Source organism: Pedobacter sp. WC2423, assembly GCF_040822065.1.
Classification (GTDB): domain Bacteria; phylum Bacteroidota; class Bacteroidia; order Sphingobacteriales; family Sphingobacteriaceae; genus Pedobacter.
Genome location: NZ_CP162005.1, coordinates 3,063,838 through 3,087,985 on the forward strand (window position 1 = coordinate 3,063,838; position 24,148 = coordinate 3,087,985).

The window sequence follows — 24,148 nt, forward strand, 5'->3', positions numbered from 1 at the left end:
TTGTTAGTTATTAATTGTTAGATGCCAATTGTTAGTTGCTAATTGTTAGTTGCTAATGTTAGTTGCCAATTGTTAGATGCCAATTGTTAGATGCCAATTGTTAGTTATTAATTGTTAGTTGCTAATGTTAGTTGCTAATTGTTAGTTGTCAGGATGGTTAGATTAAGTGGTAATTAAGTCTGTTTAATACCAGGTTTTTATGCTGAAGTATTATTGATCTGGTAAAAAAGGTCACTAACTATATATCCGTTAGTGACACTGTAAAGTGAATTCTATTTTTTCAGAAGCTTCGTCATAAAACACATAGATCAATCCAACATCACCCCACATGAGTCCCGCATATTCTTCCGAATCAATTTGAAACAATAGTTTCATCGGTTCAGTACCCTTATCTGGTGTGCTCTCTCCCTGGACCCAATTAGGATAACCACCAATCTGACTTCTGTACATCTGCTCACCCGCCAATTTTTCAGCCGCTTTCTGATAACTCTCCCATGGTTGATCTTCATTCAGGACACAAGATAATTTCGAAGCATTTCTGCTATATATATCAATACCCTCCCAATCCGGTAATGATTGTACTGATTTAAATGTTACTTCACAAAATTTAGTACCTTCTGATTCAGTTGATTTATTAAGTTTTAAAACCTGGTCAATATTTATACTTTTATATATTTTCACCAGCCAGCCATCATTTTCAGTATCCCACGGAGATTCCTCCCAATCATAAAAAAACTGAATCAACTGAATATTATCCGGCAGGTTAATTTCACCATTATTAAAAACCTGAAAAATAAAGTCTAATTCCCGACCATCTTTTGTTTTCGGCCATTCTTCCTCCTTCTCAAAATAAGGCTGCCCACCAAAATGAGAAATCAATTGTGTATTTTCTTTTGATTTTAATTTTGAAGGTTTTGAAACCTCTATTTTTGTCGCCGACCTGATTAATGGTTTAATCAGATCTTCCAAATCTTCAAACGAAGTCAGATTGTCCTTACTTAATTCTTCCCTATACTTATCAAAATGCGAATTCATTTGTCTTTTTCTTTTTACCCTTTATAACTCCAGCTTTTGTACTTAATTATTTCTCCTGTTTTGAAATCCTAGAAAACATTTAAAAGGCCATAAATATCTTTTTGTACTTTATTATTTCTTCTGTTTTGCAATCAAAGAGAACCTTTAAAAGGTTATAAATATCGTTTTTACACTTAATTATTTCCCCTGTTTTGAAATCCTAGAAAACCTTTAAAACGTTATAAATATCGTTTTTACACTTAATTATTCCTCCTGTTTTCTAACCCAAGAGAAACCTTTAAAAGGTTATAAATATCGTTTTGCACTTTATTATTCCTCCTGTTTTCTAACCCAAGAGAAACCTTTAAAACGTTATAAATATCGTTTTTACACTTAATTTCTCTGTTTTCCAATCTGACAAGCATTTACAAGGTTATAACTTTTTTTGCATCATATAATTTATCCCGTCTTCCAGGAACACCCAAAATGTACAGAGGGGAACCTCAAAGCTTTATCATCCCGGTATAAAACAGGCTATGTATGGGGGAACTCGTGGAGTACAAAAAAAAGCAACGACTTTTCCGGGCATTGATCCCGTTTGGGGATCGTCGACCGGAAAAGTCGTTGCTTTTTTTTGTACCCTGTTTCCCTGTACCTACCTGTTATACTGAGTTTGATAGTACTTTTGATAGTTTCCTGAAGTAACATCCCCCAACCACTTTTCATTAGCCAAATACCACTCCACCGTTTTCTCTAACCCCTCTTCAAACTGCAAACTTGGTACCCAGTTCAATTTCTCCTGTAACTTCGTAGAATCGATAGCATATCTCAAATCATGTCCTGCGCGATCCGTCACAAACGTAATCAGTTTTGCTGACTCCCCTTCTGCCCTGCCTAACTTCTCATCCATAATTTTGCACAACAAATGAATCAAATCGATATTCTTCCACTCATTATGTCCGCCGATATTATAAGTTTCTCCTGTTTTAGCCTCATGGAAAATAACATCAATTGCACGTGCATGGTCCTCTACCCATAACCAGTCACGAATATTTTCACCTTTACCATATACGGGTACAGGAAGGTTATTTTTAATATTGTTAATAGCCAATGGAATCAGTTTCTCAGGAAAATGATGAGAGCCATAGTTATTTGAACAGTTTGAAATTACGATATCAATGCCATAAGTATCATGATAAGCTCTTACAAAGTGATCTGAAGAAGCTTTCGAAGCAGAATAAGGGCTATGAGGATCATAGCCAGTGCTTTCAGTAAACATACCTGTATCACCTAATGCACCATACACTTCATCTGTCGATACATGATAAAAACGTTTCGTCTGGTAATCGCCCTTCCAGTATTCTCTGGCAGCATTTAACAAGTTAACAGTCCCGATTACATTAGTCATTACAAATGCTGTAGGATCAGTGATTGATCTGTCCACATGAGATTCTGCGGCAAGGTGAATCACAGCATCAAAGTTTTCCTTCTGGAATAAAGCATTGATCTCTTCTGCATCAGTAATATCAGCCTTTACAAAGCTGTAATTTGGATTGGCTTCAATATCTGTTAAGTTAGCCAGATTACCTGCATAAGTTAATTTATCCAGATTTACGATCTGATAATCAGGATACTTATTAACGAACCTTCTCACTACGTGAGAACCGATAAACCCTGCACCACCTGTTATTAAAATCTTCTTCATTATTCTTATTTTTATCTTCTTTTTTTATAGGTATCGTTATAATTCTTTTGGCAGTCCAAGCGCTGAAGCAGCCTTTGTTAAATCGTACTGTTCAAGTTTTTTCAATACGCTGTTGAATTCTTCCTTCAGGTCATATTGTAAATCTTCGTGCAGCTTCACGTATTTTTTGTACAAGGCCAGTGTTGTTCTTAAAAAGTATGTTTTCAACCGGTCATTAAATTTGGCCATTGGCGAAAGTATACTTTCATTATATCCCGCTGGTATAGTCTTTAGTAAGTATAACCTCAGTTCTGCTTCTGTATTGAGGTCTTTGGTCACTTTATAATGATGGTTCACCCTGCCATTCAGCTTCCGGAGAATGATCAGTGCATCTTTAGAAGTTGCTTTCCTCAGCGCATTCAGCCAGGCTACGGATTCATCAATTTCCTCTTTAAGTAATTGATGTCTTTCTTCCAGATCAGCTCCATCTTCCAGTAGTTTAAAATGGAGATGCTCTGTCAGTACTTTATCTTTTGCGATCAGACGAAGCAATAACTTATCCTTTTCTTTATCAGGGATAGCTGTTATTGCTGCTTTAAGGTCTTTATGATCTTTTAATAACATTTAAAACGGGTTATCTTTGATGTAATTTTCCCAGGCCCATGCTGATGACATCATTTGATTAATATCAAGTTCCGCTTTCCAGCCCAGCTGTTCAGCAGATTTAGTCACATCTCCCCATACTTGTTCAATATCACCTTCTCTTCTTTCGCCTATCGTATAGTTTAACTGAGTGCCGGTAGATTTTTCAAAAGCACCGATGATTTCCAGTACTGAAGTACCTTTTCCTGTTCCAAGGTTGAATACTTCATAGTTAGTTTTTGCCCGACCACTTTCCATGCGCTTAATTGCTGCAACGTGTGCTTTGGCAAGATCCACTACATGGATATAATCTCTGATTGCACTTCCATCAGGGGTATTGTAATCATTTCCGTAAACGGTAATCGGTCCGCGTTTACCGATGGCAGATTGCGTAATAAATGGAATCAGGTTTTGAGGTACGCCTATCGGCAATTCACCAATCAGCGCTGTCTCATGCGCACCAACCGGATTAAAGTAACGCAAAGAAGTTACTTTTAAGCCTGGGTTAACGGCACAGGTTTCAGCCAGAATTTCTTCTGCAATCTGTTTGGTATTTCCATAAGGTGATTCTGCTCTTTTAACAGGAGCATCTTCGGTTACGGGTAATTGATCCGGCTGTCCGTATACAGTGCACGAGGAAGAGAATACCAGGTCTATTTTACTATCAAAAGCATTAATCAGATTGATCAGTGAATAGAAATTGTTTCTGTAGTATTTAAGTGGCTGTTGCACGGATTCCCCTACTGCTTTATAGGCAGCAAAGTGAATCACGCCTGTAATATCAGGATGTTTTGCAGCAAACTCTTTTACTTTTGCTTCATCACAAAGATCAAGCTCTGCAAATTCAGGTCGCTGACCAAGAATAGTTTCCAGTTGTGTCAGAATCCTCGGGCTGGAGTTAGAAAAATTATCTACCAGAATTATTTCATAACCTGCATTAATCAATTCTACTGCAGTGTGAGAACCTATAAATCCTGTTCCTCCTGTAACTAATATTTTTCCCATTTGTAATTAGCGGTTGTATGTTGTAAAATCTTTATGTTCTTTGTTCACCAATGCTTCAGCTGGCAGGCTTTTGAAGTAGGCATAAGTAATTTTTAAACCTTCTGCACGGCTTACTTTAGGCTCCCAGTTTAATAAGGCCCTCGCTTTAGTAATATCTGGTCTGCGTTGTTTAGGATCATCTACCGGCAAGTCTTTGTAAATAACTTTCTGGGTAGTTCCGGTAAGCTTGATAATTTCTTCAGCAAACTGGCTGATCGTAATTTCATCCGGGTTTCCAATGTTTACGGGTTGTGCGTAATCGCTTAAGAGTAAACGGTAAATTCCTTCAACAAGATCGTCCACGTAGCAGAAAGAACGGGTTTGTGAACCATCACCGAAAACAGTAAGATCTTCTCCTCTTAAAGCCTGGCCAATAAAAGCCGGCAATACACGACCGTCATTCAGACGCATTCTTGGCCCGTAAGTATTAAAGATACGGACGATGCGTGTTTCCAGTCCATGAAAGGTATGGTAAGCCATAGTCATCGCTTCCTGAAAACGTTTAGCTTCATCGTATACACCTCTCGGGCCTACAGGATTTACATTTCCCCAGTATTCTTCAGGCTGAGGATTCACATTCGGATCACCATATACTTCTGAAGTAGACGCAATAATCATCCTTGCTTTTTTGTTCTTTGCCAGCCCCAGCAGATTATGTGTGCCCAATGAACCGACCTTCAGGGTCTGTATAGGAATTTTAAGGTAATCTATCGGACTTGCAGGAGAAGCAAAATGAAGGATATAATCCAGTTTGCCGGGTACATATACGAATTTAGAAACATCATGATGAGAGAACTCGAAATTCTCTAAAGCAAACAGGTGTTCTATGTTCTGAAGGTCACCTGTAATCAGGTTATCCATCGCAATCACATGATAGTCTTCTTTAATAAACCGGTCACACAAATGCGAACCCAGAAATCCGGCTGCCCCGGTAATCAATACTCTTTTACGCTCCATTAATCTACTAATTTACGGCCTATGCTGTTGTAATAATATCCCAAATCAATCATCTTCTGCAAGTCGTATAAGTTACGGCCATCAAAAATAACTTTATTCGCTAATTTCTCTTCCATCCGCTCAAAATCCGGATTACGGAAAACCGACCATTCTGTAGCAATCAGCAGGGCATCTGCACCTTCCAATGCTTCATATTGGTTTGGTGCATACTTCACTTTGTCACCGATCTGGCCTCTTACATTTTCCATTCCTTCAGGATCAAAAACAGTAACTGTAGCACCGTGTTTGATCAGTTCGTCAATAATGTACAAAGCTGGTGCCTCACGGATATCATCGGTTTCCGGTTTAAAAGCAAGCCCCCACAGTGCAAAGTGTTTACCTTTTAAATCCGCTTTATAATAACGTAATAGTTTATCAACCAGTACAGTTTTTTGCTTTTCATTAATTTCCATGACTGCTTTCAGAATTTGGAAATCATATTGATTTTCTTCGGCCGATTTAGCCAGCGCCTGCACATCTTTCGGAAAGCAGGAGCCTCCGTATCCAATACCCGGAAACAGGAAACGTTTACCAATCCTGCCGTCAGAGCCTATTCCTTTACGCACAGCATCCACATCAGCACCTACCAGTTCACAAAGGTTAGCGACTTCATTCATGAAAGTGATCTTTGTAGCCAGGAATGAGTTCGCTGCATATTTAGTCAGTTCTGAAGAACGTTCATCCATAAATAAAATCGGATTTCCCTGACGTACATAAGGTCCGTATAATTCGGCCATCAGCTTTTGTGCGCGTTCACTTCTTGTACCAATCACCACACGGTCAGGCTTCATAAAGTCTTCAACTGCCACGCCTTCACGCAGAAATTCCGGATTAGAAACCACATCGATCCGGATTGAAGTGTGTTCAGCGAATACAGCCTGTACTTTATCTGCTGTTCCAACCGGAACGGTAGATTTATTGACAATAACTTTGTATTCGGTTACCAGTTTGGCAATATCTTTTGCTGCACCCAGAATATAGGAAAGATCTGCTGCACCATCTCCCCCGGGAGGCGTAGGCAAAGCCATAAAAATAATCTGTGCAGAAGCTACTGCCACCGCAAGATCAGTGGTAAAGGTTAATCTTTTCTGCTCAATATTTCTAAGGAATAATACATCCAGCCCTGGTTCGTAAATAGGTATTTCCCCATTTTGCATTTTCAGGACCTTTGCTTCATTGATGTCAACACAAATTACAGTATTACCTGTTTCAGCAAGACAAGTCCCTGTTACAAGCCCTACATACCCTGTTCCGATTACGGCAATTTTCATATATATATTTTAAAATATTTTTAACTCGTTTAAATTAATAACGCCCTGGTTCATTCGGTCATCCAAATTTCAACAGGCCCTCAGATACATCACACTAAAGCCTAACGACTTAACATATATTCAGAAAATTTTAAATTTTAATCAAGTATCTTCGGCTAAGATAATAAATAAACAACAAAATGCTTTTGCTTTATAATTTTGGTATCGCGCTTTACAGGGTGATTATTTTCATCGCTTCTTTCTTTAACCAGAAGGCCGGATTATTTCGGAAAGGCAGAGAAAACATCTTTAGTTTTATCGGAACCAAGGTAGATGGAAAACAGAAACATGTCTGGTTCCATTTTGCATCGCTGGGTGAATTCGAACAGGGAAGAACTGTTTTAGAGCAGCTGAAGAAAAACTATCCCGGTAAAAAAATCATCGTTACTTTCTTCTCTCCTTCAGGTTATGAAATCCGTAAAAATTATGCATTGGCAGCTGGTGTTTTTTATCTGCCACTGGATACTAAAAAAAATGCAAAACAGTTTATAGCGCTTATTCAGCCTGAGATTGCAATTTTCACAAAGTATGAGTTCTGGTACCATTATTTTCAATTGCTCCATGAAAGAAAAGTACCACTGCTGATTATTTCAGGAATATTCAGGCCTGATCAGTTATTTTTTAAATGGTATGGTGGTTTTTACCGCAGCATGCTTGATTGTGTAACTCACTTTTTTGTACAGAATACCGAAAGTGTGGAATTGCTGAGCGGGCTGAATTATGATAATGTAAGCCTGAGTGGCGATACGCGCTTTGACAGGGTAGCGGAAAATGTAGTAACGGTAAAACCTTTACCCTTGATTGAACAATTTTGCGGACAGGCACCTGTTTTTATTGCAGGCAGCACCTGGCCACAGGATGAGCAATTAGTAGCTGCTTTGATTTCAGCATATCCACAATGGAAATTCATTATTGCACCGCATGAGATTGATACTCCGCATATAGAACAGTTATTAAAGTTAGTGCCGGGCGCGCTGCGTTATACAAAGTTAACTGAACAGTTTTCTCCACCTGACAGCCAGGTAATGGTGATTGATAATATCGGCTTGCTTTCTTCAATTTACCAGTATGGGAAGATTGTTTATATCGGGGGTGGTTTTGGTGTGAGTATCCACAATACGCTGGAAGCTGCAGCTTTTGGTTTACCGGTGATCTTCGGCCCTAAGTATGATAAGTTTCAGGAAGCAAAAGATTTGCTGCGTTTAAATGCTGCAATTACCATCAAGTCTATGGCTGAACTTTCTGCAGCTTTTGAAAAGCTGCAGAAAGATACAAATGCAGGGCCTGCAGCAAAAAAATATGTGCAGGATAAAACTGGTTCTACCCAACAGATTTTAAGCTATCTGGAACAGTATATTTAATTTATTTAGTATGATGGTCTTTAACCATTTTCACTAAGGCAGCAATCCATTGAGGATGATCGTTTAAGCTGGAAACCAACTGCACTTCTTCTCCTCCTAATTTTTTGAATTCTTCACCGTATTCAACTGTTACTTCGTAAAGTGTCTCCAGACAATCTGCAACGAAAGCAGGACAGAATACCAATAGTCTTTTTTTGCCTTTTGCGGCTAATTCTTTAAGGGTATCTGAGGTATAAGGTTGTACCCATGGTTCTTTTCCTAATCTGGATTGGAAACATACGGAGTATTTCGTAGCCGGGATATTCAGTTCGGCTGCAATCAGCCTTGCAGTATCATGGCATTGTGCGGAGTAACAGAATTTATTCACGTCTGTTAATGTAGCGCAGCAATCGGTAGTTTTAAGGCAGTGCTGACCGGAGTGATCACATTTTTTAAGCTGACGTTCTGGTAAACCGTGGAAGCTGAACAGGATCTGATCGTAGGTTTCCGGCTGATATTTTTTAGCATTATCAGCAAATGTACTAATCATCATTTCGTTATCGTGAAAAGAGTTCACGAAAGATACTGGCGGAATAGTTTGCCATTTACCGACAATCTCCATGACTTTCTGAATTACTGATCCTGTACTTGCTGAAGCGTATTGAGGGAATAATGGAATAACCTGAATACTCTCAACCAGTCCTGCTTTCATTCTATCCAATGCAGCTTCAATGGAAGGGCTCTGATAACGCATAGCCAGCTCAACATGATAGTCTGAGCCCAGTTGTTCCTGTACTAATGCAGCTTGTATTTTACTGTAATATAAAAGGGGTGAGCCATTTTCATCCCAGATTTCTTTATAAAGTTTAGCAGTTTTAGGACTACGGAAAGGCACAATAATTCCTTTGACCAGTAGTGTCCTGCTTAATGTACTGATGTCAATTACGCGCTCATCCATCAAAAACTGATCAAGATATTTACGCACATCTTTTACTTCCGGACTATCCGGAGTTCCTAAATTCACTAATAATACACCCTTTTTTCCCATAGTTTATGTAAAAAACAACACTGGTATTAACCAGAGCTGATTTAAGCAGCAAATATACATTATGCTTAATGTGCCTTTGAACGGCTTTTGAATAATTACTTTTTAATGATGAACAAATTTTCAGCTAAAAAGACTCCAGTTTGGCTTTGACTTTTTCCATCAGCCACATTGGTGTAGAAGTCGCTCCGCAAATACCAATTTTATCGTTTACACTAAACCAGTTCAGGTCCAGTTCTTCTATATTGGAGATGAAATAAGAGTGTTCATTGAATTTTTTACAAACATCATAAAGGACTTTTCCGTTAGATGATTTTTTACCGGATACAAAAATTATCCTGTCATAGTTGACCACAAAGTTCTCCAGGTCTTCATAACGGTTAGAAACCTGCCTGCAAATCGTATCGTTTGCTTTCACTTCATATCCGCGGCTTAATAACTGCTCTTTGATGTGATAGAATTTATCTGTGCTTTTAGTAGTCTGACTGTAAAGGGTAAATTTACCGGGCAAATCTACGTGATCAAGTTCTGCAAGATCCTGAAAAACGATAGCGTTACCATCTGTCTGCCCTTGTAATCCGATCACTTCTGCATGACCGTGTTTTCCAAAGATTAAGATTTGCTCTTTATCGTCATAGGAGTTTTTAATCCTGTTTTGCAGTTTTAAAACAACCGGACAGGAAGCATCAATTAAAATCAGGTTATTTTCCAGTGCCAGCTGATAGGTAGAAGGCGCTTCTCCGTGAGCTCTGATCAGTACTTTTTCATCGCGTAGCTGCTGTAATTGTTCGTGGTCAATAATCCTCAGGCCTTTATCGGTTAAGCGCTTTACTTCTTCATCATTGTGTACGATATCACCAAGGCAGTATAAGTAGTCTTCTTCAGCTAAAATATCTTCAGCCATTTCTATAGCATATACTACCCCGAAACAAAATCCTGAGGCTTTATCTATCGTAACGGCTAAATCATATTTCATAGGAGTTGTTTTCAATTGATACTACAAAATTACGCAAAAAGAGTTTCATATCAATGTCAGTTATTTTTTGCGTGGCTGAAAGATCCTGATCGAAATTGCCTGCAGTAAAGAAATGACAAGAAAAAACATCTGGACGGGATGAAGTAAGACATTCCAGATGGCGTTTTGTCCGGATAGAAAAGAAATCATAATCCTGCTCAGGAAAATAAGCCCGACCGGAAGGATCAGTAACCGATAGTCATAATCGGCCAGGATATAAAGGGGGCCTCCTATGATCAATAGCAGGTATAAAAGGGCTACGAAGCTATTATTTCCGAAATTCCTTAGCAGACGCTGACCGGTTTTCTGCATTAAATCGTTTTGGTGTGCTGACACATAGCTATAGATCAATTTATTTCCAAGCAGAGTTTCTGCTTTAAATTTCTCTTGTTTAACGGCCTTAACAATTTCCATGGCTTCGGGTATCTCCCCTTTTAGCCGGCGGTGCCATTCGTATTTTTTATAGATAGCGGCATCAAAAAACATGCATTGGTTTGTTCCTGCGGAAAATGCAGGACTGGAAAAGAGACGGATGAGCCTTAGTGGGATTAAATTCAGCAGTACAAAATTATTTAGCGGCAGCAAACAGTAATTGAAGAGCCCGCTAATAGATTGGGTAGGAATGATGTTTAACAGCGTCAGGTTAAAAACTTTAGCCCGATAGATCAAACTATTGATCAATCCATCACAAATGATGGTATGAGTACCTAAGAATAAGAAATAATCGCCGGTGGCTTCATCTTCAGCTGCACCGTTTTTCTGCTTTCTGAGGTTAAAGCGACGGTCTGCTGCACAGAAATTGATGAGTTCTGCAGATTGAGCTGCATTTTCATGGTGCTGGATAATGACTTCGATGTTGTAATAGTCTTGTGCTTTAAGTGTATGGAGCAGTTCCAGCAAACCTGCGGTATCGGGTGCAGCCTCAATCAATACCGACACCTTGTCATCGAAATGCCTGCCGTAAATTCCAAGTTTAGGGTTAGACAGGAAATTAAATAAGGTTACACAGAACCGAAGGACAAGGAAAACAAGAATGATATAGATTGTGCTGATTATAAGCATACTAGCTTAAATAAACACCATCCTCCTGCCCTGCTACATCAAGAACTACATCTACATGCTCTTTTAACACAGTAGCCATCTGCAAACCTACAAAATCTGTCGCTACAGGGTATATTTTATGACTTCTGTCTACCAGCACTACGGTACGGATCTTTTTGTGCGGGGTATTCAGGAATACACCAAATCCATAGGCCAGGGTTTTACCGCTATTTAACACATCATCAACCAGGATGATCACTTTATTTTTCACTTTAGCTGGTTCCAGATCAGTTGTTGCTTTCAGGCAGCTGTTCTCTTTTTCCAGGTCAATTCTAAGCATAGTGACAGTCAGGTCAGAGATTTCCTGCAAAACTGTCTTTAGTCTGAGGGCAAGTTTATAGCCTCTGTCCCATATGCCTGCAAGTACAATTTCCTTCTCGTTTAAATTGTCCTCCAGGATCTGATAAGCTATACGGTTAATTTTCTGCTGAATCTGTTTTTTATCCAGAATAAGTAATTGTGAATCGGCCATCTAAATTATGATTGTTTTAAGGGACAAAAAGAAGGATTTATTATCTCAACCAAATATCAGAAAAATAATTTCAAAATGGTGCAACGTTTACAAGGTCTGTGCGTCTAATTTGTATAAACTAATAAAACTAAGATGATGAAGTCGAATTTTTTACTCAAACCAACACTGCTTTTACTGATCACTGCTTCTTTCAGTGCATTTACTTTAAAAGCTCAGGATACTAAAAACATAGCTTTAAGTAATGTTTCAGGGGTAAGTGTCCATGCAGGAATTGACTTATTTATTACCCAGGGCAATACGGAATCTGCTAAAATTGTAGCCAACAGAGATTTTATCAACGAAGTCGTTGTAGAAAACAACGGGGGAAATGTAAAAGTGACCTGGAAAGAAAATCATGGTTCAAATTTCATGAAAAATAAAAGCGCTAAGGTCTACATCACTTATAAAACACTAAATAGCATTGCTGCAAGCAGCGGAAGCTCTTTAAAGACTGAAAACACTTTAAAAACTGGTTCGCTTGATGCTAAGGTTTCTTCGGGTGCAAGTATGACTGCAAGTATTGTTTGTAAAGATCTTCAGCTCAAAGTGAGCAGCGGGGCTTCCTCTTCTTTTTCCGGAACAGCGTCCAATCTGGATGTTAAAGCAAGTTCTGGCGCTAATGTGAAAGCTTTAGAGCTAAAAACTGACTATGCAAATGCTACGGCAAGTTCTGGTGGGGATATTGAAATCAATGTGGCAAAAGCATTGGAAACTACTTCAAGCAGTGGTGGTAGTATCAATTATAAAGGAGGGGCAAGTTTAAAAAACAACTCTTCCAGAAGTGGTAATGTGAACAGGATAAATTAATTTTTGAGTTTTTAAAAGCAAAACCCCTGACCTATTGCCATTGGCCAGGGGTTTTTTATTACTTTTTATAAGGGTAGTATATGAAATTAGCTCCTTCGGGAACAATGACAAATACACACATAAAGTCTTCTGGCTTTTTATAATTCTTCAGGAAGAGCTCTTTAAGCTCAGGTTTGATGATGCCTTTTTCTATAAATTCTTCGACCATCGAAGCCTGGATATTCCAATTGGTATTCAGTTCTTCTTTGTTTAAGATCATCTCTCCTATGGATACGGTGTGCTGGTGGGCTACAAATATCGGATTCAGAGATACGCCTTCAGCAATAATCTCCAATGCAATCTCCCTGATAGAATCTGCATAAAGTTCCAGATCCTTTTCCAGGCTAACCAGCGGGCTAACCTTTTTCTCAGTTTTCCCTTCTTCAGGCTGTTGAGGCAATAACTCTTCTATATCCATGTTATTTATTTGATCAGATTTAATAAAACTACGTTCTCCACGTGTTGTGTATGCGGGAACATGTCAACCGGTTTAATACGGCTTACTTCATATTTCTCTTTCAGTAAAGCCAGATCTCTTGCCTGTGTGGCTGCGTTACAGCTTACATAAACAATTTTCTCTGCTTCCATTTCCAGTAATCTTTCTACTACATCGGTATGCATTCCTGCGCGTGGCGGATCAGTAATTACCACATCTGGTTTACCGTGTGCTGTAATAAAGTCTGTAGTCAGAATATCTTTCATGTCACCTGCATAGAAAACAGTGTTTTCGATACCATTCAATTCTGAGTTGAATTTGGCATCTTCTATAGCTGTTGGTACATATTCTATACCGATAACCTGTTTTACACTGCCTGCAATAAAGTTAGCGATTGTTCCTGCTCCTGTGTAAAGGTCATAAACTAATTCATCGCCTTTAAAGCCTGCAAATTCTTTAGTGATTTTATAAAGTTCGTGTGCCTGCAGTGAGTTGGTCTGGTAAAATGATTTCGCTCCGATCTTAAATTTAAGGCCGTTCATTTCTTCGAAGATATAGTCTCTTCCTGCATAAGTGATCACATCCTGATCAAATATAGTATCGTTCTTTTTCTGATTAAGAATGTAAAGCAGGGAAGTTATTTCAGGGAAATTAACTTTCAGGTGCTCCATTAATCCGTTCACCTGCGCTGGTTCTGCATAGGCAAAAACAACCACAACCATCACTTCGCCTGTAGAAGAGGTACGGATAATCAGGTTTCTCAGGCTTCCTTCGTGGTTACGGAGGTCATAAAAGCTTAAGTCATTTTTAAGGGCATAGGCTCTTACTTCATTTCTTAAGGTATTGGATGGTTCTGCCTGCAGATAGCAGTGCTGAATGTCAAGAATTTTATCAAAACGTAACGGAACGTGGAAACCGAGTGCATTCATTTCCAGATCGTCACGATCTGTCATATCCTGTGCATTTAACCAGCGTTTGTTGGAGAAAGTATATTCAAGCTTATTCCGGTAATATTTGTTTTCAGCAGAGCCTAAAATTGGTTCCATTGAAGAAGTATCTACTTTTGCAAGACGCTGTAGTGCTGCTTCAACGTTTTTTTGTTTGAAGTGCAGTTGTGCATCATATTGCATGTGTTGCCATTTACAGCCTCCACAAGTACCAAAATGCTCGCAAAATGGATCTGTCCGCAGGTCTGAAGCGGTATGCAGTGTTTCAATGACTGCTTCTGCAAAATTCTTTTTCTTTTTTACGATTTTGACATCAACGATATCACCTGGTACGGCTTTATCTACAAACACAACTAATTCATCTGCTTTGGCTACTCCTTTGCCTTCTTCAGCAATATCAATTATACTTAAATTGGGCAGGATGGTAACCGTTCCAGCTTTTCTATTTCTACTCATTCTGCTGCAAAGCTAAAACTTGTATTTAACAGTTCCTATTTTTTTTAGCTTCCTGAATAGTAAGATGATAAATTTACAATGGATAATCAGGGCACAGGGATTTTATCTGGATATAATTATACCCATCAGCGTGGTGAAATTGACTGTTCAGCTCCCAATTCCGAAAACCTTCAGGATAATTCCTAAAAGGCCTCCGTCAAGGTTAAAGCTGACATCGAATTTCTCTTCTACCAGAATGGTAATTTCTAAAACCTCTTTGCTCATTGTAAATGATGTTACAAAGTAAATATAGAGGTTTATATACCGAAAACCAAATTGGTATACACGATTGATATTAACAAATTGTCAACAATTTATACAGTGGGTCTAAAGCGCGGCCTTAACCAGAAAGGGCAGCATTTCTTTTTGGAAGCTGACAAAGTTTTTACGAACATCTGAGTCGCTTACAGAGGTAAAGGCGAAAGAGAAGACTATACTTTTACTTGCTTTCAATAAAAATGCAAGCCCTTCTCTTCTGGATGGATTATTTTTGAAATGATCCAGGCCCAGGTAGGCGGAAAGCAGTAAGGATTCCAGCTGGTCTGAAAGATGTTTCAGGAATTCTTGTGAATTGGCATTTTCCCTGACAAAATCCCACCCGATAAATTCGTTGCAAACGGTATAGGTAAGCCGGCAGGTTTTCATAACCAATGCCTTCAGGTGTTCTTCTTCGTCAACAAACTGTGCTTTGTTTTTTAATATTTCATGTAAATTAAGGTCAAGATAATCCATCAGAATAGCATCTAATACTTGTTCCTTACTTTCAAAATATTTATAAATGGTTGCTTTGGCTATTCTTGCCTTTTTTGCAATCTCATTTACGCTGGTCTTATGATAACCATATTTCCTGAATAGTTCTTTGGCAGCTCTAATGATGCTCTCTTTAATTTTTTCTGGTTCCATCAATTAGTGACTCGGTAACTGTTATTTCCTGAAATGGTTATATTATATGTTCTCAATGCTGCTTTAGCAGGTGCTTTTGTTGGGGTACCGTCTATCAGCGAGAATTTTGCACCTGAGCATGCATCGACTACATTATAGGGATTTTCTATGGTCACTGCGCATCTGTTTTCAGGATTTACAGTACTGCAACGGTCATAGGCTTTATAACTATAGCTTCCACTACCATCAAGACTTACATTGTAGGCGATAATCACCCCTGCAACCCCACCATCAATTAAAATTGCACCCTTTGCTTTCAGCTCTGATAACTGCGACGGGGTAAAGAAACCAATAATATCAACACCTACATTAGGCACCAGATTGGTTTGCTTTCCACACGCGGAAAATAAAAAAAGCACTAAAAGAAGGCCTGCAATTTTTCTCATAGATAGGTCTTAAATCAACGAAGTTTTAAATTGTTTCAGGAAGCGCTGATCGTTTTCTGAGAATAAGCGTAAATCTTTGATCTCAAATTTTAAGTTTGCAATACGTTCGATACCCATACCGAATGCGAAACCGCTATATTTTTTACTGTCAATACCACAGTTTTCCAATACATTAGGATCTACCATACCACAACCCAATATCTCTACCCAACCGCTATATTTACACAATTGACAGCCTGCTCCTTTACAAATGGTACAAGAAATGTCCATCTCCGCAGAAGGTTCTGTAAAAGGGAAATAAGAAGGGCGGAAACGTACTTGAGTACCTTCCCCATATAATTCCTGTACAAAATAGAACAGGGTTTGTTTTAAATCTGCGAATGATACATTCTCATCTACGTACAATCCTTCTACCTGGTGGAAGAAACAATGTGCTCTGGCAGAGATAGCTTCATTACGGTAAACACGACCTGGCATTAATGCTCTGAAAGGCGGTTTCCCAGCTTCCATCATTCTCACCTGTACAGAAGAAGTATGTGTTCTCAATGCGATATCTCCGTGCTCTCCTCCTTTTTTGATAAAAAAGGTATCCTGCATATCTCTTGCGGGGTGTTCTTCAGGAAAATTTAAGGCAGAAAAATTATGCCAGTCATCTTCTATTTCAGGCCCCTCGGCCACCACAAATCCAAGTCTGCTGAAAATATCAACAATCTCTCTTCTGACTAAGGCCAGCGGGTGACGGGCACCAACTTCAAAGCCTGCACCAGGAAGTGTCAGATCCAAGCCAGCATCTTTTCTGGTCAGTTCTGCAGCGTCCTGTTCTTTAAGTGTCTGGTACTTTGCTTCTGCAAGTTGTTTGAACTCGTTTAGTACCTTTCCGAGCGTTCTCTTCTCTTCAGGAGAAACAGCCTTAAATTCATCAAAAATATCTTTAATAATTCCTTTTGTTCCAAGGAATTTTATTCTGAACTGTTCTAATTCGTCTGCGTTTTCTGTAGAAAAAGCATTTATTTCCGTAGTATATTCTGTAATCTTAGCTTGCAACATAATGCCAAATATACAGCTATTTCATTAATATCTTAATAACGGGCAGATGCGAATTATTTTTGACGCTAAAACAAGAAACCGCCATTCCATGAACAGGAATGGCGGCTGATCTTTAGTTAATATAGAATAGACTAAGAGATTACTTTTAATTCTTTACCTACTTTAATAAAAGCAGCAATTGCTTTGTCTAAATGGTGTTGTTCATGTCCGGCAGAAAGCTGTACTCTGATACGCGCTTTACCCTGTGGAACAACAGGATAGTAGAATCCAATTACATAAATTCCTTCTTCCAGCATTTTTGCTGCAAATTCTTGTGCAAGTTTAGCATCATATAACATTACCGGCACAATCGGGTGAATACCTTCTTTGATATCAAACCCTGCTTCTGTCATTTTCTGACGGAAATAAAGTGTATTGTGCTCTAATTTATCTCTTAGTGCTGTACTTTCATTTAACAGCTCCAATACCGCAACTGAAGCACCTGCAATTGCAGGAGCCAGCGTATTAGAGAATAAATAAGGTCTTGAACGCTGACGGAGCATATCAATAATTTCTTTTTTCCCTGCTGTAAAACCTCCTGAAGCACCACCCAGTGCTTTACCTAAAGTACCTGTAATAATATCTATTCTATCGATTACGCCACAGTGTTCATGAGTTCCTCTTCCCGTTTTCCCCATAAATCCGGAACAGTGAGACTCATCAATCATCACCAGCGCTTCATATTTATCTGCTAAATCACAAATCTTATCTAATTGTGCAATGGTTCCATCCATCGAGAATGCACCATCTGTAACGATAATACGGTGACGGCAGGAAGCTGCTGCTTTTAACTGCTCTTCCAGGTCTGCCATATCACTATGTTTATAACGGAAACGTTTTGCTTTACATAAACGCACACCGTCAATAATAGAAGCGTGATTCAGTTCGTCAGAGATAATCGCATCCTGATCGTTAAACAAAGGTTCAAAGACTCCTCCATTCGCATCAAAAGCTGCTGCATATAATATAGTATCTTCAGTACCTAAGAATTCAGATAGTTTTTGCTCTAATTCTTTATGTACATCCTGAGTTCCACAGATAAAGCGGACAGAAGACATTCCATAACCATATTTATCAATTGCAGCTTTCGCAGCAGCAGTTACTCTTGGATCTGAAGACAATCCCAGGTAGTTATTGGCGCAAAAATTCACCACTTCCTGACCAGTACTTACTTTGATATCGGCTCCCTGAGGAGTGATGATTACTCTTTCCCGTTTGTATAATCCGTCTTTTTCTATTTGTTCTAATTCCTGCTGAAGAACAGGTTGCAGTGTTTTATACATATATGCTAGTTATTTGATGCATCCAAAGTTATAAAAATATCAATTTAGAAGCCGTTTAATTTTAGTCTTCTCCCCTGTTTGCTATTAAAAACCGGAATAAGAACTGTTTCGTGGTTAAATTAACAATAATGTTTAAATAATAATTCAGATAGCATACTTTAAAAGAATTTTATTTCTTATCTTGCAATAAATTATAAAGTAAGGATAATTTATCTTAACTTTACAATCTGCAATAAATTAAAAATTAATTATCCCAATTAGATAAATGACTGATAATCAAAGACAACATTTCGGACCCAGATTGAAAGAAATCCGGTTAGCAAAGAAAATGACGCTTCAGGAATTCTATAGCCCGATAGCTAAACACGTAAACAACTTTTCGCCTATAGAAAATGGCTCGAGAATGATAGGTAAAAGGCTATCAGAAGATGTGATCAGGTATTATCATATCAATGAAAGCTGGCTGGCCACTGGTGTGGGAAAAATATATTCAATAGATGAGCTGCTCAAAGAGACAAACAATTTAAATGCGGAACCTGAGGAAGGTGTGCCTTATATTAATGTTAATCCTTCAGATTTCTCATCCGGAGAGCTTAACTTTTTAAAAGAAAAGCCGGAGTATTATGTAAATTTCCGCCCTTTTAATGATTGTGATGCCTATCTGCCTGTCTATGGTGACAGTATGGTCCCAAAATATTCAAGCGGAGAAATAATTGCCATCAGAGAAGTCGTCAACAAAGACATTATCCAATGGGGAGAAGCTTATTTAATTATGGCAGACGAAAGTGCGAACAACATTACTACTGTAAAATTGTTATTTGAGCATGATACACCAGGTAAGATTATACTGCGTGCAGCCAACGAGGCTTATAAAGGAGATACAATCCTGGATAAACAAGCGATTAACCGCTTATTCATTGTTAAAGGAAAAATCACCAGAAATCAGTTGTAAGCTATGATTTGTTGCTGCGGCTGTTTATGGGACAATTGCCCCTCTGGTCTTCGCAGAGAATTATTGTATCTTTGCAGGCATCGGTATACTGTTAACTAAAATATACGACTATATGTCAATCACATCAGCAGATGAATTATTAGGAATGCAACGGGTAAGTGATGCGGTTGCAAATACACTCAGACAAATGCGTGAATTCGCTCAGCCAGGGATGTCAACCAAAGAGCTGGATGAATTCGGAGGAAAAATATTAGCTGGTTATGGTGCAGATTCAGCTCCAAAATTAACTTATGGATTTCCGGGATGGACCTGTATCAGTATTAATAATGAGGCTGCTCATGGTATTCCATCGGAAGAAAAAATACTTGCGAATGGTGATCTGATCAATATAGATGTATCTGCCGAACTTGATGGCTTCTGGGCCGACAATGGTGGCTCTTTTGTATTGGGAGAAGATATAAATAATCATCAGCCGTTAGTAGATGCTTCGAGAGATATCCTTTACAAAGCAATCAGCAAAATTAAGGGTGGTGTTAAGATTGCCGATATTGGCAGGTTAATAGAAACTGAAGCGAGGAAACATGGTTTTACTGTGATCCGTAATTTAGCTGGTCATGGGGTTGGACGCAGTCTGCATGAAGCTCCTGATTGTATTTTGAACTGCTACGATAAATACAATACGCAAAGATTTAAGAAAAATTCAACGGTTGCCATAGAAACTTTTATCGCTACAACTTCAAGCATGGCCATTGAACAGGCTGATGGCTGGACATTGAAAGGAAATAAAGGTGGCTTTGTAGCACAGCATGAGCATACGATATTAGTAACAGACGGAGTTCCTGAAATTCTGACCAGCGCCAATAAAATATAATTACAATATTCAGGTCTTTAGACATGTAGGGATGTATTCTTTAAGGATACATCCTTTTTTTATGGACTTTCAGTATTAATTAAGAATACTTCTTTTATCTTGAGAGAAAAATAACGAAAGAATTTAATCAGAAAATTATGGGTTTTTCAAAGGCAATAATCGCTATTAAAGGAAATCATCTTGATCATTTAGAAAAGGCAGCTGCTATTTTAAATTATTTTGACGGGGTAGATGACCGGGAAGTCCTGGAAGAATTATCAGCAACAGCAAAGTATGAAAATGACTGGACTTTAATCGCGGACGAAGAAATGGTTTATGTAGTCGAGGACGATCTGATTGGAGAGCTGTCACAGGAACTGGATACTGCGGTATACACATTTACTATACAGACAGCTTCGGCAAGTTATGGTTTTAGTTATTTCCAGGGAGATAAGCACCGGATCTTCTTAACCGAAGATGGCGAGATCATAACTGATGAGGGAGAAAGTATTGCTGTTGAAAAAGATCAGGAGGTCAGCGAAGATATGGGTGAAGAAGATATTGTAGCTATAGCAGGAAAATTGGGTATTAGCTTAGAAGAGGAGTAAAAACAGAAAGGTATGTTCCATCCAGAAAAATTCCTTATAGGCTGGCAGCTGTAGAAATTTGTATAAATAAAAACCAAGAACACCATCAATTAACTAATGGATAAAATTCAGTATTAAATACTGTTACTTATAATAAATAATGGCATTTCCAAAATTACCCCTTCCACAGAAAAGCGGCTTAAACCTTAAAAGAGATGGATTAGTCACTTGTTTATAAATTATTATCATGCATATATATTAGAGCCGCGATGTGTGGCTCTTTTCGTTTAACTTTGTAATTTAAAGACGTTGATCATGGGGCATAAAAAAGTTTGCTTTTCGTGTCGTAAAGCTTTTAGCCTATATGAGTATGAGCCTGCAAATGTAAACCTGACCTGCCCAGAGTGTGGGTTGCAAACAATAGTTCTTAATCATAAATTCCGCCCTCCCAGACGTGATGACTTAAAACAATGGCAGTTGTCAAAGTTCCTTGTTGATCATGGATTCCTTTTTCACCATGTTTATAAGGACTATAGAGTAATTGCTTATCCAACTAATATGGAAGATGCTAAAAAATTCGTAATCGAGAACAAGTTACAAACTGATATATAATTAGCATTCCTAAACTTAGCGCGAGGGTATAAGACAAACAGCAATATAAATATCTTAAAAACAAGAAAGGGATGTTCCATCCAGACACATCCCTTTTCTAACCAAATATAAACCTGTATGAACGGGTTTTTCTTTTCTGTATCTGAAACAGATACACATTATTATCTATATAAAAATTGAGCCAGTTTAATAAAACACTTATTTCTTCTGTATTAAAGGGGAAATAACCACTGACTAACCTGATTATGAACGAATCCGTATGATTACGAGGTCTAAAATGACCTGTTTACTACTCAAATATCGCAAAAACAATCAGTTTCCTTCTGTTAATTAACAATTTTTAACAATACATCGCAATTACCACAGGAAATCTTAAAATTAAACGCTGCTCAAAACCAATTATTATGATTATTACACAAAAACAGCGCGTAATGACATTAATTCAATATATAATCCTTTTCAGGAGTTGGTGTTTTAAGGTCACGGTCAGAAAGTTCCAGTAAAGTATTTTCTATTACCCTGCAAAGTGAATTCAGCGCAAGATCATTTGGCTCTGATCCAAAGGGATCTTCCAGCTCATCTGCTACAGCTTCTAAAGCAACAAAAGTATAAGCTATAAAAGAAACTATAACTGGCATCATCCAGCCTAAGCTATCTACAAAACCGAATGGCAATAAGAAACAGTAGATATAAACAGTACGATGGAGCAGTACTTTGTAAGTATATGGGATCGGTGTACTCGCTATTCGCTCGCATCCCCCTAAAATATTGGACAATTCACTTAAATTCTGATCGAAACTAACAGTTAGAATGGAATCGAACTCACCTTTTAATCTCTGCTTTTTTACCCAGAGCCCCATTTCTTTGATCAGCATAGCAGGTTTATAAACTGCGGGTTTCAATTTATCCGCCAAATTTTCACCTGATATTTCAGCAATATCATTTGTAGCATCTGTATGGCGTAATTGATGCTTTAGTGCGTAAGTAAATGAAATCAGCAGGTCTACAAAAGTATTGACCTCTTTAGCATCCTCTGTTTGAACAAGAGTCTGTGCTTGCCGCGTTAGAGAGCGTGAGGTATTCAATAAGGATCCCCACAGCTTCCTGCCTTCCCAAAACCTATCGTAACTAACATTGTTTCTGAAACCAAAGAAGATAGCCAGTGCAATTCCAAAAAGTGTAAATGGTCCTGGATTCAGCTGTATTTTATAATTAAAAAATGAACCCCGGAAATAGACGATGACAATGGAGATGAATAATAAAAGCAACAATCGAAAGAGAATCTGAGGTAACACAGATCCTTTCCAGATGAAAAGCATTCTTAGCCAGTTTTCCTTTTTCCTGATGATCATATGTTCCGGTTTTAATATTCTATTTTCTATCTGTTGCAATGAAGTAATTCGGATCCTCCAGAATATTAACTTCAATTACGGTTGCTGCATCTTGTAATAAGTTCCTGCAATCTGCACTCAGATGCCGCAATTGCAAAGTCTTGTGAGCTTCAAAATACCTTTTTGTTAATTTATGAATCGCATCTATGGCAGACATATCAGCTATCCTGCTTTCTTTAAAGTCTATAACTACATGCTCCGGATCTGAAGAAATATCAAACAGTTCAGTGAACGTAGTAACTGATCCAAAAAATAAAGGGCCAAATAGTTCGTAATGCATCACTCCTGACTGATCTGTATATTTTTTGACACGTATACGTTTAGAATTATCCCAGGCAAAAAAGAGCGCTGAAAGAATCACCCCAATCAACACGGCCAATGCCAGATTATGCAACCAAACTGTAATTCCAGCAACCATGATCCCTACAAAAATATCCTGCTTAGGCATTTTGTTTATAATCCTGAAACTCATCCACTCAAAAGTACCTATTGCAACCATAATCATTACCCCCACCAATGCGGCCATGGGTACTCTTTCAATAATTGGTGCGCCCCAGATAATGATGATCAGAATAGTAAAGGCAGCAATGATTCCCGACAAACGGGCCCTTGATCCTGCTGAAAGATTAACCAGTGTTTGCGCAATCATCGGGCAACCTCCCATTCCAAAAAAGAAACCGTTCAGCATATTAGCACCACCTTGCGCGATACATTCCTTACTGCTGTTTCCTTTTGTTTCTGTAATTTCATCTACAAGGTTCAGTGTAAGCAATCCTTCTGTCAATCCTACACCTGCCATAATTAGTGCAAATGGAAAGATAATACTTAGCGTATTCAGGTTAAAGGGTACCGAAGGAATATGAAAGGGAGGAAAACCACCGCTTACCGCAGCAATATTTCTTACAATCTTAGTATCAATGCCTAAGGTTAATACGATGATAAATACAACGATTATAGCAACAAGTGAAGAAGGAACAGCTTTAGTTAATTTAGGCAATAAAATAACAATGGCTATAGTCAAAGTAACCAAACCAAGCATAATCCAAAGCGGATTACCTGAAAGCCATGCCTGATGTCCATTGATTACAGTTTTGAACTGTTCTATCTGCGACATAAAGATGATGATGGCAAGGCCATTTACAAATCCAAACATTACTGGCTGAGGAACAAGCCTGATAAATTTACCCAGCTTAAAGATTCCTACCAGGATTTGAAATATTCCAGCCAATGCAACCGCAGCAAAGACGTATTCTATTCCATGAGATTTCATCAGGGCAATCAATACAATTACTGTAGCACCAGCGCCTCCTGAAACCATACCTGGCCTGCCACCAAAAACAGCTGTAAACAACCCCATGATAAAGGCAGCGTATAAACCTGCCAGGGGCGGAAATCCACCAAGAATAGCAAAGGATAAGGATTCGGGTATCATGGTCATGGCGACCGTTAAACCAGCAAGAATTTCTACTTTATAATCAATCTTTTTGGTAAAATCGAAAAGATTTAGTTTTGACATCATTATCGGTCAAAGCTAATCAATAAAATTAAAATGATCAGCCAATAGCTCTTCAAGATTAAGTAAAAGCACGAGAAATTATAGAAGACAAATTATATTGCTCAGAAATGAGTTTTT

At 38.4% G+C, this 24,148-nt stretch carries 24 protein-coding genes; 5 read left to right on the plus strand and 19 right to left on the minus strand.

The annotated features are described in order from the left end of the window. Positions 1–249: 249 nt before the first annotated feature. The 6 genes from AB3G38_RS12555 to AB3G38_RS12580 all read right to left on the minus strand — a co-directional run bounded on the left by AB3G38_RS12555 (position 250) and on the right by AB3G38_RS12580 (position 6,651). Positions 250–1,035, minus strand: a complete 786-nt coding sequence (locus AB3G38_RS12555; RefSeq protein WP_367864255.1) for a DUF1963 domain-containing protein — start codon at positions 1,033–1,035, stop codon at positions 250–252. 634 nt (positions 1,036–1,669) lie between these two features. After that, the gene (gene rfbB, locus AB3G38_RS12560) at positions 1,670–2,719 is read right to left on the minus strand and encodes a dTDP-glucose 4,6-dehydratase (protein ID WP_367864256.1); all 1,050 of its coding nucleotides are present in this window, start codon (positions 2,717–2,719) and stop codon (positions 1,670–1,672) included. 36 nt (positions 2,720–2,755) lie between these two features. Beyond that, positions 2,756–3,322, minus strand: coding sequence for a hypothetical protein (locus tag AB3G38_RS12565; RefSeq protein ID WP_367864257.1), 567 nt, complete (start codon positions 3,320–3,322; stop codon positions 2,756–2,758). Then, positions 3,323–4,345, minus strand: coding sequence for a UDP-glucose 4-epimerase GalE (galE, locus tag AB3G38_RS12570; RefSeq protein ID WP_367864258.1), 1,023 nt, complete (start codon positions 4,343–4,345; stop codon positions 3,323–3,325). 6 nt (positions 4,346–4,351) lie between these two features. After that, complete coding sequence (locus tag AB3G38_RS12575) at positions 4,352–5,341, minus strand: UDP-glucuronic acid decarboxylase family protein (RefSeq protein WP_367864259.1); 990 nt, start codon at positions 5,339–5,341, stop codon at positions 4,352–4,354. Continuing rightward, the gene (locus AB3G38_RS12580; RefSeq protein ID WP_367864260.1) at positions 5,341–6,651 is read right to left on the minus strand and encodes a UDP-glucose/GDP-mannose dehydrogenase family protein; all 1,311 of its coding nucleotides are present in this window, start codon (positions 6,649–6,651) and stop codon (positions 5,341–5,343) included. Before AB3G38_RS12580 ends, AB3G38_RS12575 begins: the two co-directional genes overlap by 1 nt. A gap of 179 nt (positions 6,652–6,830) precedes the next feature. Here AB3G38_RS12580 and AB3G38_RS12585 point away from each other — a divergent pair, with 179 nt between their 5' ends. Beyond that, the gene (locus AB3G38_RS12585; protein ID WP_367864261.1) at positions 6,831–8,051 is read left to right on the plus strand and encodes a 3-deoxy-D-manno-octulosonic acid transferase; all 1,221 of its coding nucleotides are present in this window, start codon (positions 6,831–6,833) and stop codon (positions 8,049–8,051) included. 1 nt (position 8,052) lies between these two features. Here the strand turns inward: AB3G38_RS12585 and hemH are convergent, their stop codons facing one another. The 4 genes from hemH to AB3G38_RS12605 all read right to left on the minus strand — a co-directional run bounded on the left by hemH (position 8,053) and on the right by AB3G38_RS12605 (position 11,663). Further along, positions 8,053–9,078, minus strand: a complete 1,026-nt coding sequence (gene hemH / locus AB3G38_RS12590) for a ferrochelatase (protein WP_367864262.1) — start codon at positions 9,076–9,078, stop codon at positions 8,053–8,055. 124 nt (positions 9,079–9,202) lie between these two features. Then, positions 9,203–10,051 carry a 4-hydroxy-3-methylbut-2-enyl diphosphate reductase gene (locus AB3G38_RS12595; RefSeq protein ID WP_367864263.1) on the minus strand — a complete coding sequence of 283 codons (849 nt, stop codon included), beginning with the start codon at positions 10,049–10,051 and terminating at the stop codon, positions 9,203–9,205. A gap of 60 nt (positions 10,052–10,111) precedes the next feature. Further along, on the minus strand, positions 10,112–11,152 hold the full coding sequence (locus AB3G38_RS12600) for a glycosyltransferase family 2 protein (protein WP_367864264.1): 1,041 nt from the start codon (positions 11,150–11,152) through the stop codon (positions 10,112–10,114). 1 nt (position 11,153) lies between these two features. Further along, positions 11,154–11,663 carry a phosphoribosyltransferase family protein gene (locus AB3G38_RS12605; RefSeq protein ID WP_367864265.1) on the minus strand — a complete coding sequence of 170 codons (510 nt, stop codon included), beginning with the start codon at positions 11,661–11,663 and terminating at the stop codon, positions 11,154–11,156. A gap of 132 nt (positions 11,664–11,795) precedes the next feature. On the opposite strand from AB3G38_RS12605, the gene AB3G38_RS12610 reads away from it, so the two are divergent. After that, positions 11,796–12,509 (plus strand): head GIN domain-containing protein, encoded by a 714-nt coding sequence (locus tag AB3G38_RS12610; RefSeq protein WP_367864266.1) that lies wholly within the window; start codon positions 11,796–11,798, stop codon positions 12,507–12,509. A gap of 58 nt (positions 12,510–12,567) precedes the next feature. Here the strand turns inward: AB3G38_RS12610 and AB3G38_RS12615 are convergent, their stop codons facing one another. The 7 genes from AB3G38_RS12615 to kbl all read right to left on the minus strand — a co-directional run bounded on the left by AB3G38_RS12615 (position 12,568) and on the right by kbl (position 18,123). Further along, positions 12,568–12,966 (minus strand): hypothetical protein, encoded by a 399-nt coding sequence (locus tag AB3G38_RS12615; RefSeq protein ID WP_367864267.1) that lies wholly within the window; start codon positions 12,964–12,966, stop codon positions 12,568–12,570. Between the two features lie 5 nt (positions 12,967–12,971). Continuing rightward, positions 12,972–14,387, minus strand: a complete 1,416-nt coding sequence (gene rlmD / locus AB3G38_RS12620) for a 23S rRNA (uracil(1939)-C(5))-methyltransferase RlmD (protein ID WP_367864268.1) — start codon at positions 14,385–14,387, stop codon at positions 12,972–12,974. Between the two features lie 147 nt (positions 14,388–14,534). Further along, positions 14,535–14,651: a phenylalanyl-tRNA synthetase subunit alpha gene (locus AB3G38_RS12625; protein WP_354302931.1), complete on the minus strand. Its 117-nt coding sequence runs from the start codon at positions 14,649–14,651 to the stop codon at positions 14,535–14,537. 102 nt (positions 14,652–14,753) lie between these two features. Further along, complete coding sequence (locus AB3G38_RS12630) at positions 14,754–15,329, minus strand: TetR/AcrR family transcriptional regulator (protein WP_068406893.1); 576 nt, start codon at positions 15,327–15,329, stop codon at positions 14,754–14,756. Continuing rightward, complete coding sequence (locus AB3G38_RS12635) at positions 15,329–15,754, minus strand: hypothetical protein (RefSeq protein WP_367864269.1); 426 nt, start codon at positions 15,752–15,754, stop codon at positions 15,329–15,331. Before AB3G38_RS12635 ends, AB3G38_RS12630 begins: the two co-directional genes overlap by 1 nt. 9 nt (positions 15,755–15,763) lie before the next feature. Next, positions 15,764–16,801: a phenylalanine--tRNA ligase subunit alpha gene (pheS, locus tag AB3G38_RS12640; RefSeq protein WP_367864270.1), complete on the minus strand. Its 1,038-nt coding sequence runs from the start codon at positions 16,799–16,801 to the stop codon at positions 15,764–15,766. A 131-nt stretch (positions 16,802–16,932) separates the two neighbouring features. Then, the gene (gene kbl / locus AB3G38_RS12645) at positions 16,933–18,123 is read right to left on the minus strand and encodes a glycine C-acetyltransferase (protein ID WP_367864271.1); all 1,191 of its coding nucleotides are present in this window, start codon (positions 18,121–18,123) and stop codon (positions 16,933–16,935) included. Between the two features lie 265 nt (positions 18,124–18,388). Here kbl and AB3G38_RS12650 point away from each other — a divergent pair, with 265 nt between their 5' ends. The 3 genes from AB3G38_RS12650 to AB3G38_RS12660 all read left to right on the plus strand — a co-directional run bounded on the left by AB3G38_RS12650 (position 18,389) and on the right by AB3G38_RS12660 (position 20,533). Then, positions 18,389–19,075, plus strand: a complete 687-nt coding sequence (locus AB3G38_RS12650; RefSeq protein ID WP_367864272.1) for an XRE family transcriptional regulator — start codon at positions 18,389–18,391, stop codon at positions 19,073–19,075. A 112-nt stretch (positions 19,076–19,187) separates the two neighbouring features. Continuing rightward, positions 19,188–19,946 carry a type I methionyl aminopeptidase gene (gene map / locus AB3G38_RS12655; protein WP_367864273.1) on the plus strand — a complete coding sequence of 253 codons (759 nt, stop codon included), beginning with the start codon at positions 19,188–19,190 and terminating at the stop codon, positions 19,944–19,946. Positions 19,947–20,083: 137 nt separating this feature from the next. Beyond that, positions 20,084–20,533, plus strand: coding sequence for a hypothetical protein (locus AB3G38_RS12660; protein ID WP_367864274.1), 450 nt, complete (start codon positions 20,084–20,086; stop codon positions 20,531–20,533). Between the two features lie 1,028 nt (positions 20,534–21,561). On the opposite strand, the gene AB3G38_RS12665 is transcribed toward AB3G38_RS12660, so the two are convergent. Both AB3G38_RS12665 and AB3G38_RS12670 read right to left on the minus strand, forming a co-directional pair. Then, positions 21,562–22,476 (minus strand): bestrophin family protein, encoded by a 915-nt coding sequence (locus tag AB3G38_RS12665; RefSeq protein ID WP_367864275.1) that lies wholly within the window; start codon positions 22,474–22,476, stop codon positions 21,562–21,564. Positions 22,477–22,495: 19 nt separating this feature from the next. Next, positions 22,496–24,034, minus strand: coding sequence for a SulP family inorganic anion transporter (locus AB3G38_RS12670; protein ID WP_367864276.1), 1,539 nt, complete (start codon positions 24,032–24,034; stop codon positions 22,496–22,498). Between the last annotated feature and the right edge of the window lie 114 nt (positions 24,035–24,148).

Bases quoted from the DNA above. Each gene is read 5' to 3' on its own strand.
- AB3G38_RS12555 (WP_367864255.1), bottom strand. From the start codon at position 1,035: ATGAATTCGCATTTTGATAAGTATAGGGAAGAATTAAGTAAGGACAAT.
- rfbB (WP_367864256.1), bottom strand. From the start codon at position 2,719: ATGAAGAAGATTTTAATAACAGGTGGTGCAGGGTTTATCGGTTCTCAC.
- AB3G38_RS12565 (WP_367864257.1), bottom strand. From the start codon at position 3,322: ATGTTATTAAAAGATCATAAAGACCTTAAAGCAGCAATAACAGCTATC.
- galE (WP_367864258.1), bottom strand. From the start codon at position 4,345: ATGGGAAAAATATTAGTTACAGGAGGAACAGGATTTATAGGTTCTCAC.
- AB3G38_RS12575 (WP_367864259.1), bottom strand. From the start codon at position 5,341: ATGGAGCGTAAAAGAGTATTGATTACCGGGGCAGCCGGATTTCTGGGT.
- AB3G38_RS12580 (WP_367864260.1), bottom strand. From the start codon at position 6,651: ATGAAAATTGCCGTAATCGGAACAGGGTATGTAGGGCTTGTAACAGGG.
- AB3G38_RS12585 (WP_367864261.1), top strand. From the start codon at position 6,831: ATGCTTTTGCTTTATAATTTTGGTATCGCGCTTTACAGGGTGATTATT.
- hemH (WP_367864262.1), bottom strand. From the start codon at position 9,078: ATGGGAAAAAAGGGTGTATTATTAGTGAATTTAGGAACTCCGGATAGT.
- AB3G38_RS12595 (WP_367864263.1), bottom strand. From the start codon at position 10,051: ATGAAATATGATTTAGCCGTTACGATAGATAAAGCCTCAGGATTTTGT.
- AB3G38_RS12600 (WP_367864264.1), bottom strand. From the start codon at position 11,152: ATGCTTATAATCAGCACAATCTATATCATTCTTGTTTTCCTTGTCCTT.
- AB3G38_RS12605 (WP_367864265.1), bottom strand. From the start codon at position 11,663: ATGGCCGATTCACAATTACTTATTCTGGATAAAAAACAGATTCAGCAG.
- AB3G38_RS12610 (WP_367864266.1), top strand. From the start codon at position 11,796: ATGATGAAGTCGAATTTTTTACTCAAACCAACACTGCTTTTACTGATC.
- AB3G38_RS12615 (WP_367864267.1), bottom strand. From the start codon at position 12,966: ATGGATATAGAAGAGTTATTGCCTCAACAGCCTGAAGAAGGGAAAACT.
- rlmD (WP_367864268.1), bottom strand. From the start codon at position 14,387: ATGAGTAGAAATAGAAAAGCTGGAACGGTTACCATCCTGCCCAATTTA.
- AB3G38_RS12625 (WP_354302931.1), bottom strand. From the start codon at position 14,651: ATGAGCAAAGAGGTTTTAGAAATTACCATTCTGGTAGAAGAGAAATTC.
- AB3G38_RS12630 (WP_068406893.1), bottom strand. From the start codon at position 15,329: ATGGAACCAGAAAAAATTAAAGAGAGCATCATTAGAGCTGCCAAAGAA.
- AB3G38_RS12635 (WP_367864269.1), bottom strand. From the start codon at position 15,754: ATGAGAAAAATTGCAGGCCTTCTTTTAGTGCTTTTTTTATTTTCCGCG.
- pheS (WP_367864270.1), bottom strand. From the start codon at position 16,801: ATGTTGCAAGCTAAGATTACAGAATATACTACGGAAATAAATGCTTTT.
- kbl (WP_367864271.1), bottom strand. From the start codon at position 18,123: ATGTATAAAACACTGCAACCTGTTCTTCAGCAGGAATTAGAACAAATA.
- AB3G38_RS12650 (WP_367864272.1), top strand. From the start codon at position 18,389: ATGACTGATAATCAAAGACAACATTTCGGACCCAGATTGAAAGAAATC.
- map (WP_367864273.1), top strand. From the start codon at position 19,188: ATGTCAATCACATCAGCAGATGAATTATTAGGAATGCAACGGGTAAGT.
- AB3G38_RS12660 (WP_367864274.1), top strand. From the start codon at position 20,084: ATGGGTTTTTCAAAGGCAATAATCGCTATTAAAGGAAATCATCTTGAT.
- AB3G38_RS12665 (WP_367864275.1), bottom strand. From the start codon at position 22,476: ATGATCATCAGGAAAAAGGAAAACTGGCTAAGAATGCTTTTCATCTGG.
- AB3G38_RS12670 (WP_367864276.1), bottom strand. From the start codon at position 24,034: ATGATGTCAAAACTAAATCTTTTCGATTTTACCAAAAAGATTGATTAT.